At 47.2% G+C, this 15,404-nt stretch carries 6 protein-coding genes and 1 pseudogene; all 7 read left to right on the top strand.

The window, feature by feature from the left end:
- Nucleotides 1-715 (top strand): succinate dehydrogenase/fumarate reductase iron-sulfur subunit (locus tag BUB94_RS15860; protein ID WP_073161620.1); only part of this gene is annotated, 715 nt, incomplete at its 5' end.
- Between the two features lie 318 nt (nucleotides 716-1,033).
- A complete protein-coding gene (locus BUB94_RS15855; RefSeq protein ID WP_073238886.1) occupies nucleotides 1,034-1,996 on the top strand; it encodes a hypothetical protein in 963 nt (320 codons plus the stop codon).
- A 22-nt stretch (nucleotides 1,997-2,018) separates the two neighbouring features.
- A complete protein-coding gene (locus BUB94_RS17105; RefSeq protein ID WP_073238884.1) occupies nucleotides 2,019-3,215 on the top strand; it encodes an esterase/lipase family protein in 1,197 nt (398 codons plus the stop codon).
- A gap of 39 nt (nucleotides 3,216-3,254) precedes the next feature.
- Nucleotides 3,255-4,361 (top strand): hypothetical protein, encoded by a 1,107-nt coding sequence (locus BUB94_RS15845; protein WP_139260287.1) that lies wholly within the window; start codon nucleotides 3,255-3,257, stop codon nucleotides 4,359-4,361.
- Between the two features lie 18 nt (nucleotides 4,362-4,379).
- The gene (locus BUB94_RS15840) at nucleotides 4,380-14,282 is read left to right on the top strand and encodes a LamG domain-containing protein (protein WP_139260286.1); all 9,903 of its coding nucleotides are present in this window, start codon (nucleotides 4,380-4,382) and stop codon (nucleotides 14,280-14,282) included.
- A gap of 11 nt (nucleotides 14,283-14,293) precedes the next feature.
- Nucleotides 14,294-14,959 carry a hypothetical protein gene (locus tag BUB94_RS15835; RefSeq protein WP_073238875.1) on the top strand — a complete coding sequence of 222 codons (666 nt, stop codon included), beginning with the start codon at nucleotides 14,294-14,296 and terminating at the stop codon, nucleotides 14,957-14,959.
- Nucleotides 14,960-15,042: 83 nt separating this feature from the next.
- Nucleotides 15,043-15,404 (top strand): annotated as a pseudogene (locus BUB94_RS15830) (fumarate reductase/succinate dehydrogenase flavoprotein subunit); the annotation flags it as partial.

Genomic DNA, 15,404 nt, shown 5'->3' with positions numbered 1-15,404 from the left:
GTTCGAAACTGTCAAGATCAGCGACATTTCTCCCGACATGTCCTTCCTGGAAATGCTGGACATTGTCAACGAAGAACAGATGAAGCAGGGCAAGGAAGGCTTCGCTTTCGACCACGACTGCCGCGAAGGCATTTGCGGTATGTGCTCTCTGGTCATCAACGGTATGCCCCATGGTCCCGACCACGGCATCACCACTTGCCAGCTGCACATGCGTAAGTTCAAGGATGGCGATACCATCGTGATCGAACCGTGGCGCGCTGCTGCATTCCCGGTTATCCGTGACTGCGCTGTGGACCGTTCCGCATTCGACCGCATCATCGCTGCTGGCGGCTACGTTTCCGTCAACACCGGTGCCGCTCCCGAAGCTTCCGTGATCCCCGTTCCCAAGGCTGATGCAGACCGCGCCTTCGACGCTGCTGCTTGCGTTGGTTGCGGTGCTTGCGTTGCTGCATGTAAGAACGCTTCCGCTATGCTCTTCGTCTCCGCTAAGGTTTCTCACCTCAGCTTCTTGCCCCAGGGCAAGGTCGAAGCCAAGAAGCGCGTGCTCGCTATGGTGGCACAGATGGACAAGGAAGGCTTTGGTAACTGCACCAACCTTTACGAATGCCAGGCTGCTTGCCCGAAGGGTATCACCGTGGACTACATCGCCAAGATGAACCGCGAATACCTCATGGCAACCGCTACCTACGCTGAAAAGGTGTACGGAAAGGATTAACAAGCCGAGCGAAGCGGTCGCCAAGCTTGCTTGAGCGACCATTTCCGAGGCGCAGTAATCCGCGCTTGAACCGCTTGCGGTGAAAGCGCCAGGATTAATTCCTAGCATGTCATCCTGAGCGAAGGCGCTTGCGCCGGAGACGAAGGATCTAGAACTCCGTTCGGGTTAAACTCCGACGGGGTTCTTTTTTTTGTGTGGGGTGTGATAATTAGTTGTTTTGCTGGCAAAATAGGAGAAATTTTAGATATATTTGTATGTGATGTACATCACATGTTCGTATGCTTTGCGGGCTGAACGGATGATGCTGGAGGTTTGATTATGATGAATAGAATTTGCGGATTGTTCGCAGGGGCTATGGTCGCTGTGTTGTGTGACGGGATGCTGGCTGGGTGCAGCGATAAGGAGGAATTTTGGTGGGATGATGATCGGAGTAATGCGAAGGTTGTAGGTTTTGTTGATGACTCGCTGGTGATTGTTGGTGATTTTCGTTTCTGGCATGAAACAACGGAACGATGGAATGGGGAATATTTAGAAGGCCGAGGTGCGGGAAATCCGCGTCTTTGCCTGTACAATTACCGTGTGCAGGAAGATGGACCGAGATGGTGCGATTCCCTGAGTGAAGAAAAATCTTCTGGCTGGTTTGGCGGGCGGATGACGGATTCCATTGTCTGGGGCGGGGTCCTTGGGGAATACATAAAATTGTGGAAGATTGGGGATGAACCACATGAGATGAAATTGAGTAAGTCCTTTGAAGGATGTAGCCAAAAGGTTAGCGTACAAAGAATTCACCAGTGGCTCGATGGAAAATTTATCGCCCTGGGTTCATATTCCATGAATTCAAGAACGTTTGATAATGCGCTTACGTCGCTGGATTCTGGAGCCTCGTATTGCCAGTATGCTGTTTTGGATACGGTGGCACGGACGATTACGTACAAGCGTCTTGACGAAAAATTGAAGTGGATTGGAAAGTGCGACGACGTGAGGGCTTGGGGGAATGACGTGTATTGCTTGGAAAAAAATATAGAAGGTATGAAATTGAGCCTATGGATGGATAATATATTATCTGATTCGATTTATGTTGAAAATGTTGCTTTTTGGGATTTAGGTACTGTTAGATTATCTTCGTTATCTTTTTATGGGGATTTGGTTTATTGGGGTTATTTGTTTTCTTTAAAATTTGATGAAAAAAAATTTGATTTTGGTTTGAATGTTCGTCCAATGAGTTTCCCCGGATTTGGAAACTTTGTTGATGATGAAAAAGGCTTTGTTTCGTATGATTAATAAAATAAAGTAAGGCTCAAAAATGAAAAAAATTCTTCTTTTAGTGATGGCTTTCGTCATCGGTGGTTGGGCTATACCTAAACCAATGGAAAGTATTGAAAATTATAACGTTCTCATGGTACATGGGGCGTACGGCTGGGAAAAAGGGTTCATTTGGCCTTTTATGTCTGAAGATTATTGGGATGAATCCTATGGATATGAAGATTTTAAGTCTGAAATAAGGACTCGATTGGATGACGTGATAGATGCTTTGGATTCAGTTTTGCCTTCTGCTTATGAATCTTCCGAATTTTTGGGTAAGGCAAATTTAGGCGATTACGATAATGACGGTCGAATCACTTCTTGGTTGAGTCGGAATATTTTTGAAGAAAATGCTGCAAATATCAAGCATCCGAAAGATTCGTACATCTACAATTGGCGTTCTTTCTCAAATCCAGCAAATAGTTCGTATAACAATGCTCGGGAACTGGGTGATAGAGTCTGGAATAAGGGGAACGTCGCCTATGGCAAGGGGGGATTCGGACATCGCCGCGCCTTGATGGAGGAAGCCCAGGAAGTGAAGGCTGTTATTACGAAGCAGATTGTTACAGATTTTGGTGTAAAAGTAGATACGACGGAAAAGGGACAAGCTGCTCTTGAAGTCATCCGTAAAAATCCCGATCTCTACCACCAACTTGCTTCCCGTTACATCCTTATCGGTCACAGCATGGGCGGTGTCGTTTCTCGTGAATATGTGCAGGGCGACTATTACCATGATGACGTAGATAAGATAATTACCTTGGATAGCCCGCATGAAGGAACTGGGGCGCTGAATATGCAGGTGACAAAGGAAGCGAGAAATGGCTTGGGTGAGAATGCGAAAAATAAGTTTATTCAGGCTGCTGTTTTTTGTGGTGTTTTTGCTGGGGCATTGACTTTGGTTGCTTCGGAAGAGGTGGCTGTACACGTTGCTCTTTGGATGTCTGCTGGTTCTCTTCTTGCAAGTGACATAACTCCGTTTGCTGTAAGAACGTTTGCCCCGGAAATATATCACATGGAGGATTCTCTTGTCGCGTATGTTGACCCGAGGAATACTGGAACAAATACAATCTACTCGTTGAATCACAAATTGTATGATGTTGAACGGCAGCCGATGTACAGGCTTCTTTCTGGCAAGAATAGTTTGACATTTACGGATCCTGCACCGTCAAAGAACAGTCTTGGTGAAAACATCTATTGAGCGATAGTTCCAGATGCGATTTCGCTACCCTTTGAAAATATGTTTTCCCAATTTACGGGAAGGTCTGATGGAGTTTATTCCTATGTGAATGCCGCAAGTGCCATGTTGGCTGGTATTGTGGGCATATCGCTAAAGGATAATGGCAGTAGCATTGTTCCAGATACATCAAGTGAAGCTGTACACGTTGATGTTTTAAACAATCCTAATGTTGATGTGCAAAGGGCAGACTTCAATGCCGCTCCTAATGCGTCAAAATCGGATGCAGATCTTATATCTATGGTTTCCTTAAGTACGGATGCTGTGTTGGCATTGGATCTGATTGCAAAATTTGGTGGGTTGGGTGCTGCCAGCGCAACACTTGCAAAGGTCGCAATTGTGATTGCGTCCGCTAATAGTGTTGCGATGAAATTAGTTCCTGCTGCTGTGGCGGGATTTACGGATTTGGGTGAATCTCATACGATCCCTCTTTATTCGGATAATCTCGATACCATGAAGGTTTCGAAGAACACCTTCTCCCCGATTGGTTCGTCCGCGGGTTCTTCGTACACGCCATACCTCATGGAAGAATTCCTCTACGAGAAGCCTTTCGTGAACCTGGCGCTGAACGATTCGAGGACGATGGATAGTTTGTCCAAGATGAGCGAGTCGGCTCGCGAGTCGTCCACGCTGAACCGCAGCTGTTTCTACGGGGCGGATGTTGTCGATACGGCGCAACTTTGCGAAGCCGGGCTTTATGGAAAGATTGACTCGCTTGTGGCGAGAAGTGATGCACCGAAGGATTCCTCGGGTAAGTTTATTTACAATGGAACGAATGACAAGGGCGATTCCATTTATAACGACACTCTGCAATCTTATGGTTCCTTTAAGCGTCAGAATTATGCTGTTTTTCAGAATTCTCCCCTCAAGTTTAGCTCATCTTCCGACTGGTCTTCTGTCGGCATGAAGATGGATCGCTGGGAAAAGGTGGATGGTCTCTCCCCGGATGGCGATCTTGCGCCGAAATCCGTCCCTATCCGTCACGTGGAGCGTTACAACGTTCCCGCGATTACGGTGGACAACTGGATTGAGAAGTACTCCTTTGTTGTGGACGATTTGATGCCGCATCGTCTTCGTCAAATTCGCATGAATTTCAACTATCAGGAATAACTCGCCTGGGAGTGTGATGTGACTAAGGACCCCGACGCAAAAGACGCGTGCGAAGTGTTCAAGCGCAGCGGCGGCGGAACGTGGGGCCATGTGAAATGGGTCAAGGATTCCGTGGACGATGGCAAGGGCGGCAAGGTCGCACGCTACGATTCGCTCAAGACCGTCCCGCACCCCGTAAAGAAGAACGGCCAGTTCGACTTTGTCCCTGGGGATTATGGTTACAACAACCTTCTCGCCATCCAAAAGGATAACCAGAATACCGTCACGATTTCCACGGTGAACAAGATAGGCCTCAGTAACACGCAGCGGTTCTACTACCTGTTCAAGGCGACGGACAATATGCTCAGCCCTGTTTGGCCTCAGCATAACGTTGTTCTGAATAAGATAAAGGGATTCAAATCTTACGCAAGCGCCCTGGGTTATCAGGGATTCAAGGTTGTAGGTGCCAAGGACAAGATGGTACTTGAATCAGGAGACTCGCTGGCGAATGCCGACACGCTGCGAGACATGAAAATGGATTATGAAACCGTAGTCGATATCAGTCGCGACTCCACGGGTAGCCTTCAAGATTTGTCCAGTGCGTACTTTACGTCAAAATGGAACGTCGAACACCCCACCGAAGGGAAATACCACTGGATGTTCGTGGCGGATATCCGTAACATGGAAGATGCTTCGGCTGAGGACGACTCGTTGAATACGTACAACGTATCATTTAGCGTGGATACGACAGCGCCCGTGTTCAATATCAAGGCCGAATATGGAATTGTCAATCCGGACAGTCAGTCGTTCGTCGCGCGCTTTGCATGGGCGGACTCGTTGAACAGTCCCGATATCCGTGCCATGCGCGTGTCCCTGGAAAAGGCGAAAGGAAATTCCAGTAATTCTGGCTATTCGCGAGTGGCTGATTTCCCGGCATACTATGATGTGGCCACTCCGGAATTTGCGATACAGTGGAACGATGGTGTCCGCGCGTCCGTCAGGGGGAACGATGGCTTTTACCGAATCAAGGCTCTTGCGGTGGATAACGCCGTACCGGATTCAAGCACCTATTCCAAGATGAATAAGCTTGTTGCAGCGATTGCAGCGAATTCTGGAAATGTTGCAGAATCTTTATGGCCTACGGATAGCGATTATTTGAATGTCACGGCGGTATACGACACGTTCTTTGTCGATTCACGCAACCCGGAACTTGTCAATCCGCGGCTCGAGGCGACTACCGTATCTGGAAACTCGTATGCCCAGTTGCAAAACGAACGTCCGCCGCGCGACCAGTCCTATAGCTATGCGACACAAGATAGTTTGTTGAAAATTTCTTATGCTGTTCGAGAAGTCCTGGGTGGCCGTGACCGCGTCCCCGTGACAATTGCCTGGCAGTTCGTCCACGTTGGTGATACAACGAAAATCGACCATGCAGGCGATTCTGTTTGGGTGGAATCGGGCGATGTCGCAGATACGTCTTGGACGGAAACATCGAGTATGCGTTTTGAGGATGGCGACTACGAAATACGTGCCCTTGTGCGCGACGCCGCAAAGAATGGTACACTTTACAGATTCCAGAAAAAACTCCGTGTCGATAAAACCGAGCCGAATATCGAGAGCCTCGTAAGTACAAAACTTGTCTATCTGGATTCAAGTAAAAACTATTCTGCGAAGATTGTTGTAAACGAGAAGTTTGATGTAGCGTCGAATCGTACGGGGATGCGTTGTCATTATCGTGTGAATGGTTCCGGCAGAACGACCTCGTGGAAGAAAATATCGGACAATGTTTTGAAGAATGATTCGGTGACGTTCAGCCTGGATTCATTGGATGGTATGCGCGGTAAGTGCTATCTTGAGGCTGTGTGCATTGACGCAGCTGGCAATGCCTCGACGAAAACGGACCTTTTCTTCATTGGCGAACGGACTCCGATAATATCGTCTCCGCGCGATTCTGCTGTATATACCTCGCTTGTGGCCATTACGGGAGTCGCTCCGTCTGCAACGCCGTCAGATTCGTTGAATACAGTGTATAGATTGCGTTATGCCAATGTGGATTCCGTCAAGCTTGGAGATCCGCTTCACTGGGAAACGACCAACATTTTTGTTGTGTCTGCACTTCGTAACGATTCTTTGGGCCACGTGTCAAAAATATCTCAGAGTAACGATGGCGTGCTGGGGTACCTTGACCGCAAAATGAACGGAAAGGAACTTGAAGGTTCTTATGTTATAGAGCTTGGCACGTGTGCGGGAAATGAATGCGTAGACGGATCTGACAGTTTATGGAAAACGGACACAACAACGGTCTTTTTCGGAGAAAGCCGGGATGAACTGTTTGGTGACGAGCCTAAATGGCACTTCTCTTTGAATCCCGATACGGCATTGCACGTTGGAAGTGACTCTCTTGAATTGTCTCTTTACCTGTCTGGAAAGTTCAACGGCAGTTATTTCTTGCGAATCTATGCGGAAGATTCAAAACATATTGGCATGTTCGACGAGTCGGTATCGAAAGTATGGCGCAATCCTTACTATGGGATGCCGAACGATACCGAGTCAGATAGTTCTGCCGTATGGTTCTATGAATTGGATGGCGAATATCATTTGCTGTGGAAGGGACTTGCTGCTGGGGATACATTGAAAGTTTCCTATGATTCTGCGGGATTCAATAAAGAAAGAGATTATGAAAAGAGTGAAATTAGGCCGACTGCCTTTGACATGGGACTGTTCTCTTCGGTCATGAATTCCTATCTGGAGGATTTCCCGGAATGGATTCCTCCTTCGAAGGTCAGTCATGAAATGTCTCTGTATGGGGATTCCGGGCATGTGGTGATGACTGCTACCGAAGCGTTCAAAGTTTCTAGCACGAGGCTTTTTGGTGATGCAACCCTGCCCAAGATGCGAGTCTATTTTGGAAGCAGTTCCGATGATGGCTTTTATTGGATTGCCGATGGTAGAGTCAATAGCGATACCCTTAATCCTCTTGTGATGGGGTGGACCGTAAACCCGCACTCCTATGGGCTTAAATACGCATGGCCCGGGACTACGGAAACGGGAAGGTATCCTGCGTCGGGCATGATGACTATTTATGTGGAGGCTACGGAAAATACTTCTTCGAATCCGCATGTGTTCCTTGATTCCGCGACAATTATGATTGTTCCAGATACCATGAAGATTGCTCTTGCAGATACCTTGCCGGACTTTATTCTTTTGAAGAATGACTCAACCACGGTATGCAAATCCGATACAAAAGGCGAGGAGTATTGCGAAAATAGGGTTCTGTGGTTAAAGACGATGGTTGCTAGATACGGAATCAAGAATAGGGACGCCAATGTGGGCATTTACGTAGTAAACGGATTAGATACAACAGAGTTGCAGAATATTTCCACTATGGTGCGTGCAAACTCTAATGACACCGCCTACCAAATTAGTTGGAATGGAAAGGATAGCCTGGGACATGCCAAACTTGACGTGGGTGAACATAAACTTTTGATTATTGCTCATTCGACGGATGGTGAAAATTCTGATACGGCACAGGCGGTGTTCAATGTGAAGCATGCCGAGACAATGTTAGACATGACTCCGGACTATCCGAAAAACGAGAACATTACGGTTCCTTCCATTCATGTTGCGGAGGCTATGTACGACAACCAAGTCAACACATACCGTTATGAACCGGTTGCTGACTATCTGGTGAAGGCTAGTCTTGCTGGATGGAAAATGCCCGAATCCCTGCGTGATGGCGAAATTCCCCTGACGGGGAAGATTTCCGGGACACAAGAGATAATCGGCTATGAACCGAAGAGGTTTAGCCTTGCTATTAAGAGGCATAGGAAAAAATTGGATTTGGTGGTTGTGTCTCGACATACGGGAAAATTAGATGAAATTACAGGAAGAACGCAAAAGATCTGTTTCCCATTTTTGGGATGCACTGATGGACCCAGTTCTTGCGAAGAAACTGGCAATAAAGATTATGACATTATTAAAACAAATGTACTCCATTTTGATTCCGATCATAGAGATACCATTGTTCCTTTTGTATTGAATTATGGAGGAACTGGCTGGGGGTTCGACGGAAAAAATGGGCCGGAAAATGGCACTATTGATATTGTAGTTTTAACCTGGACAGATTATAGTGAACTTTTTAAAACTCCGCCTTTAGATTCGAATCATTTTAAAGCGGCTAAAAATAAATCAGTGTGGAAGTTGGAAAATTTCACTCCTAATAATTCTAAATATAAAATTTCTGGAACAAAATCAGATGGATTTGTGTCGGAATATAAGTCTGATTTAGGATGTAATGTCGTCACGAAAGATTCGATTTTAGACACTACATGTGTCTATGGAAGGTCTGGAACTACGGAAGGATATGATCCTAACAAAAATCTCTTCAGTCTTTCAATTTTACCAAATTCGGATAGAATGTTTTATTCAGGGAAAGATAAGATAAACACTCGTTGTGGTGGTAGCGATTGGCTTCGTTATACCTATTTACAACTTAACATTAAATTTGAAATACCCGATTCTTATTGGGATGCTGACTTCGGTATGGACAATCTCGTGAATCGCACGGTCCGTTTCGACCACACGAACAAAACCATATTCGGTAATGACGGCAATGGATACTGGGCTGCATTGGATAGTTTAAGATGGGTGGAAAGCGACGATTTCTTTGTCGGCATGGGTTCGTACCATGACGGAAACGAGTGGAAGTTCGACAAGACGTACGGCCTGTTGACTCCGTTTGAGACGCAAAGGCTGCATTATTTCCCGTCGAGCTATCTTGAGGGCGGACTGAACACATTCCTGTTTGCGGATGAGGACTCGACTTACTCGCAGGCGGCCCGTTTTGATTTGAGATTCTACACCCCAAGCAGTCAAGAGGACTTTTTTGAGGCTAAGGTACTGGGGGCCGTTGATGCCAATGAACCAACTGTGGATTGCAATTATGACCCCGCGACGAATGTCCTTGCGGCAATAGGCTCTCCAGGCTATTGCGAGATTAAGTATTCGGGGCGTTCCGATTCGGTCAAGCATACCCCGTATTTCGCCGCCAACACGAATGTGGAATTCTTTGTTGGTCGCAATACCCACTGGAGCTCGGTAAGGCATCGTGACACGATTGCGTACCCGGCAGCAAAAAGCTTAGGTGAACTTGTCAAGGATTCGGCTGAAGCTTTCGGGGATTCTGTGTGTAAGGAAAATGATCAAGATTGGAATTTTGTGAATACCGGAATATCCCTTTGTTACAAGTATTATGATTTTGGATCGCATGCCCATTATTATTATGGCGATTACACGGATTCAACTTGGTCGTCATTGGTGACTAATGGTAATTCTATTATAAAGAATTTTGAAAATGCTGCAAGCTCTGTTCAGAATTTCTCTCAGAACATTTTGTATGGACTTAAAGTTTTGCCATCTAATATCGGGAAAAAAGATGTTGCGTTCAAAGTCAAGCCCGCACCGGGTGATTACGATGAAAGTACGCACCGATATGGCATTAAGTTTGATAGTGTAGTAAAGATAAATAGCGACCTTATTGGGAGTGGTGTCGTCGCTAAGGTTGAATCACTTAAGGTGAATTTGAATGATATTCATGTTCCCGATTCCATTCTCAAGGGAGAAATGCTTTATATTGAAGCTGATTCGTTTGTAGTGGATACGTTCTACCGCATGTCAAAGGATCCCCTTGCGAGATCTCCGATTCGTCCCAAATCAGAAAAATTGACACGGAATCAGATTTATCGAGTTGACGATGATTGGGTGAACAATGTTGTTGTAACCAATGTAGAATTGCTGCAACTTGATTCCGGAAAGCATTCACATTTGCGTATTGACGGAACATTTCCGGATTCTACAGATATGATTGTGAAATTTAAGGATGCAGACTCCATTGTTGTCAAGCGCCCGAAGGAATTAGTTGAAGTCAGGGCCTATTTGGATAGCGGGGTGAATTATCGCTTGGTGTATTTAAATGGAGATGCTTTCTATACGTATCCAAAGTCTATGCTTGATTCTGCATGGAGAGATTCCTTGAAGGCTGATTCAAGTGGGTGGTATCGACTTGGCTGGTTTAATGTGAACAGGTTGCAGGGGAATACTCAGCTTATGCTTTTGTGGGGCGATGACAATGGAACCATGTTTAACTTTAGCAAGTTTGATATGATTGTCGGGCGTGCAATAAAGGCGTCAGATGGTGGCACGGTTAAATCTTTGTATGAGGAAGTCAGTGTGTCATTCCCGACAAATTATGTTGCCGAAAATGAGGGAAGAAATATCACCGTCCGTACGGTTGATGCAACGGATTACTCTTTTGAAGTGTTCAATAATCTTGCTCTCAAGGGCCCGATTGTTGAAGTTCTGCCCTCAATGACTTTTGAAAATAAATCGGCGCTCCCACGTGTTCAAATGAAAATAAGTCGTGAAGAAATGAACGCCTTGCATGCAACTCCGCAGACACTGAGACTGTACAAGGTTGATTTTGATAAGAAGAAGTTTGTGCCGCTTGAAAATGCATTGTATGGCTATCTTGACAAAGATGGAAAGCCTCTTGTGGAAGGGGCTTCCGATACAGTAGCAACGTGTTCTACTGTGACGGATACCCGTTGTTATACAGATAAGGTGCAGTGGGCTTACCTTTTGATTTCCGCCGAAACGCAAACCTTCTCCGTGTTTACGGCGATGGATTCGGCTATTGCGGAAACGCCAAACTTCAGCGTGACCGTCCTGCCTGAAATTGCTACTTCGGTCAATCGTACAGTCCGTGTGGATGGCATATCGAGATTCCGTCTTTATGTTGATGATGACTCATTGTGGGCGAACCATGACGATTTCACTCCGCCAGTTGCACTTTCGTTTACCGCCGATTCCAATGGCTTCGCGCAAATTACTTTGCCGTCTCGTGGAAAAGACATTGACTCCAGTTACGTGTTCGTGGTTGCGTTGAGCGAACCTGATTCTGTAGGTGTTTCCCGCGAACTTCCCGCAGCGCCCGCCGTCGCCCGAGCCTTGACAGTGAATACGCGGTTTGCCTGTTCCGTTCCATCGGATTCTCTCTGGCTTGGCCTTGACAACGGCTACATGGCGTATGGCGCAAGTTGTACGCATCCGGGCTATGGCCTAGTGTCCTTGTATAAAGATGGTCGTATTGCGGCTGAAATCCGTGGCGAAATCCCGGATACCGTGGTTTATGACGGAAGCAAAACATCTGGGGCGTCCCGCATGGGAAAGATTGCTTCGGACGTTTACGAGTCCCGCTATGTGGGCGTTTCGGCACTTGGCATGGATATGCAGTTGGCTGGGCCTCGCGTGTACACGGATTCCGCACGTCCGGTCATTGAAAACTGGAATGTGCTGGATACTTCCGAGGCGCTCAACAGAATATTCAGGATAAGGGCTCGCGTTCGTGATTCCGAGAGTGGCGTCGCGAAGGTTGTCGTCACACCGTTGCTTGGCGGGGATTCTCTCCCTGTGATAAATGCGGTGCCCGATATCGCCGGTGATGTTGATGTTTCCGTGCGTATTTCCCGTAAAAAGCTGACGCAGTGCGTGGGATGCAAGTTCTCGTTCAGCTTCCGTGCGGAGGATTATGGACACAACTATGTTATGCGAGAATATTATCACGACGATCTTCTGTATCCGTTCCCGACGGAACTTGCCTTGTGGTACCCGGCCTACGAAGGATGGGGAAAGACTGTCCACGAATTTACCGGTTCGGGCCATAATCTTGACCTTTCCAAGATGAAATCTCCGTGGAAATCGGATGTTGGCCTTTATTTTGGCACAATGAAAGATCAGGCAACTGGCATTGGTCATGTCAATTTCGAGACGACGAAGTCGTACTCATTTGAGGCTCGATTGAAGGTTGGCTATACGGATCTGCATATGCGTCGTGTCTTTGGCTTCGAAGGCTATAATGGCCTGAACATTGAACTGCGGAATCGCGGAAAGATGCTTTGCCTTGCTGAAAATTCCCTAGTGAAGTGCGCGCGAAATGCTCTGCTAGATGCGAAAAATTGGAATCATGTGGTTGTTTCTGTGGATTCCTCCGACATCCGGTTCTACGTGAATGGAGAACTGGCTCATGTCGAGGATATTTCCTCAAGCGAAATTGCGGGTGTGGAGCGTGAACTTTATGGTTCGTTCTCCATGGGTCAAGGAGATAGCCTGTCTTATATAGGCAATGTCGCGGATGTCCGCATGTACGGCAAGGCGCTCAGTGCCGACGAGGTCTATGCGCTTTCTGTACCGGTCTCCAGGGAGGACGACGTTGGCGAGGAACCGCATATAATCGTGGTTGCCGTGGGTGACATGAATCCTGGATTCGGAGCGGAACGTCAGTTCTCGTGCTCTGTGGCCGGGAATAAGTATCTTGACGCTTCGTCTACGGCAACGGTCGAGGTTCCTGTCAGTGTGGAATATGCGGGTGTGTACAAACTGATGATGTATGTGCGCTCTGCGTCGCAGAATACTGCTCAAGTCTCGGTTGGCGAGGGGTCCGCACTTCTTGGCGGCTCAATCAATGTTGAACCTGTTTGGCGTGCCGCGTATGTTTCTGGAGTAAGTCTCAATCTTGCTGCCGGTGTGCATACATTGCGTTTGAATCTCCCTGCAGGCTTGCAGGTGGGCGGCTTTGCGCTCACTTCGACGGAAGTGAATCCGTCCTCGATTGCCTGGGGTGTAAGTACAGGTTCTCCGGTTCCCTCAGCTTCCAGTGATTACGCTGTGAAGGTCAAGTCCTACTTGCGTTACGAAGGCTACCCAGAAACATCAACGCTTCGCCCACGCATTCGTTTGAAGAATGTGTCGAGTGAACCGGTGAACGGATTTTACGTGCGCTACTACTTCCGTGGCGAAGACGCTTCGCAGGCTAAAGCGGATCGTTACTGGCCGAACGAGAATGTGTCGACGTTCCCTGCCGTATACTCCGAGAGCGCCAATACGGGTTATGTGGAATGGAAGTTTACCGAGACGATTCCTGTTGGCGGAACTGTATTTGGCGGAGATGGCCCGCATTTTGGCCTCTACAATGCGGACTACATTCCGTGGGATGCGTCCGATGATCCTTCGTTCATCGACCCGAATTCGGGCTTGAATGTAAATGTTGAGGGTTTCTACGAAGATGCTGGCATTATCGTTTTGGACAGCGACAACAACCTAATTGGTGGTTCCTGCGCCGAAATGGAAGATCCCGTATCGCCAGAAACCAAGGTTCGCGTACTTGCTGCCGATGTGCGCGGAGATAACCAGGCGAGCGAAATCCACATAAAGGTTGAAAATGTAGGCAACGTTGCATTGAAAAACTTCGACGTTCGCTATTACTTCTTCGTGGAGGAAGGACAGGCTCCAGATTACGAAATCTACGACATGTCCGAATGCTCTACGGCTTCTATCGAAAGCCTTGGTTCTGGCCGTTGGCAGTTGACTGTTCATTGCGATAAATTGCTTGCTATGGGCAAGTCTTGGCAGAATCCGGTGAAGGTCGCCCTGCATTTGCCTAGTTGGGCTGCGAAGTGGAACGTAAACAACGATCCGAGTCACGACAGTCTCGGAATGGCGATGCGAGAGTTTCACAACATTTGTGTGTTCGATTCCACGGGGTATATGCTTTATGGCAATTCGCCTGCATGGGTGTTACCTGCTTCGGACGAGGGCAGCCCTGATTCCGTTTATAATGTTGATTTCGGTTATCAGGCTCCGGACAATTCCATACCCGTTGTTCGCACACAGGACGGCTTGGTTGTTATACTGGATAGTTGGGTATATGTGGAGTTTAGCTTGGTAACTGCTATGGGGACGCCAGTAAAGTCAATATTCAATGGAACTCTCGCTCCGGGAGAGCAGTTGGTGCGCGTAGACTGGACTGGTATTGACATGGGAAAAACGTATTTGATGCTCAAGGTGAATGGTGCTATCAAATCAACGAAAAAATTATCTTTGCTTTAAGGAATTGAATTATGTATAAAGCAATAAGAACTTTTGCGATTGTTGTTCTTGCAACATTCCAAGTCCATGCACTTAGCTTGCAGACTGTGTTCGATAACCAGAAAAAGGCCGCCTTTCCGGATACCTGTGAAATGCAGATGCGAACAACTGTTACGCTTCCAGGCCAGACCGCGCAGGTTGTGAATATGGCGCTGCTTACCGCTGGTGTAAACAAGTCCATTACCACAATCAAGTCCAGCATGATGCAGATGGAAGTGGTCCAAAATAACGGTCGCATGAAGGTGACGGACTTGAAAACCGGGAAAAAACTCCCGACGCAGAACATGCCCGCTCAGAATCCTGCGGATGTGAATAAGCAGATGGGCTCTCCTGAAGACTACAATAATCCTATTGCAGAAGGAAGCCTCTGGAAAATTATGCCTAAGGATGCCTCGAAACCGACATTGTACTACTCGCAGAAAAACAAGCGCGTGATGAAGATGGAAGTAACCGTGAACGGCGCAAGTTCAATAAGCGAATTTGAGTATTGCGACAATTCTTGCGAACTTCCCGGTACACTCAAGAAAGTGACAATAAAGACGGCTGTTCCGCAGGGTGGTGGAAGTACAGTCATTATTGAAGTACTGAAGGCTAAACAAAGGCATGTATTGCCGATGAAAATGTTTGATGTGAAATAGTTTTCTTAGAAATATATTCTATGTTTGAGGGAGTATCCAAAAGGACCGAATCTGATCCTACTTTCGAAGACTGCAAGAAGCAGACCGCAGAAAAGATTTCCAAGCTCCTTTCCATCAAGGGTCACCGCACTGTTAACGATATCCATCGTCAGCTCGGTAACATCATGTGGGAATACGTTGGTATGGCCCGTAACAAGGCTGGCCTCGAAAAGGCTCTCCAGGAAATCCCCGCACTCCGCGAAGAATTCTACGAAAACGTCAACGTTGTTGGCTCCGAAGGTTCCTTCAACCAGAACCTGGAACGTGCTGGCCGTCTGGCTGACTTCCTTGAATTCGCAGAAGTCCTCACTCTCGACGCCCTCCACCGTGAAGAATCTTGCGGCGGTCACTTCCGTGAAGAAAGCCAGACCGAAGAAGGCGAAGCAAAGCGTGACGACGAACACTT

This window comes from Fibrobacter sp. UWH9, from assembly GCF_900129715.1.
Lineage (GTDB): Bacteria > Fibrobacterota > Fibrobacteria > Fibrobacterales > Fibrobacteraceae > Fibrobacter.
This window is presented reverse-complemented; position numbering and strand designations above follow the sequence as displayed.

What these genes read in the sequence shown, in the direction of transcription:
- BUB94_RS15835 (WP_073238875.1), top strand. Translation starts at nt 14,294, where the DNA reads ATGTATAAAGCAATAAGAACTTTTGCGATTGTTGTTCTTGCAACATTC.
- BUB94_RS15845 (WP_139260287.1), top strand. Translation starts at nt 3,255, where the DNA reads ATGTTTTCCCAATTTACGGGAAGGTCTGATGGAGTTTATTCCTATGTG.
- BUB94_RS15855 (WP_073238886.1), top strand. Translation starts at nt 1,034, where the DNA reads ATGATGAATAGAATTTGCGGATTGTTCGCAGGGGCTATGGTCGCTGTG.
- BUB94_RS17105 (WP_073238884.1), top strand. Translation starts at nt 2,019, where the DNA reads ATGAAAAAAATTCTTCTTTTAGTGATGGCTTTCGTCATCGGTGGTTGG.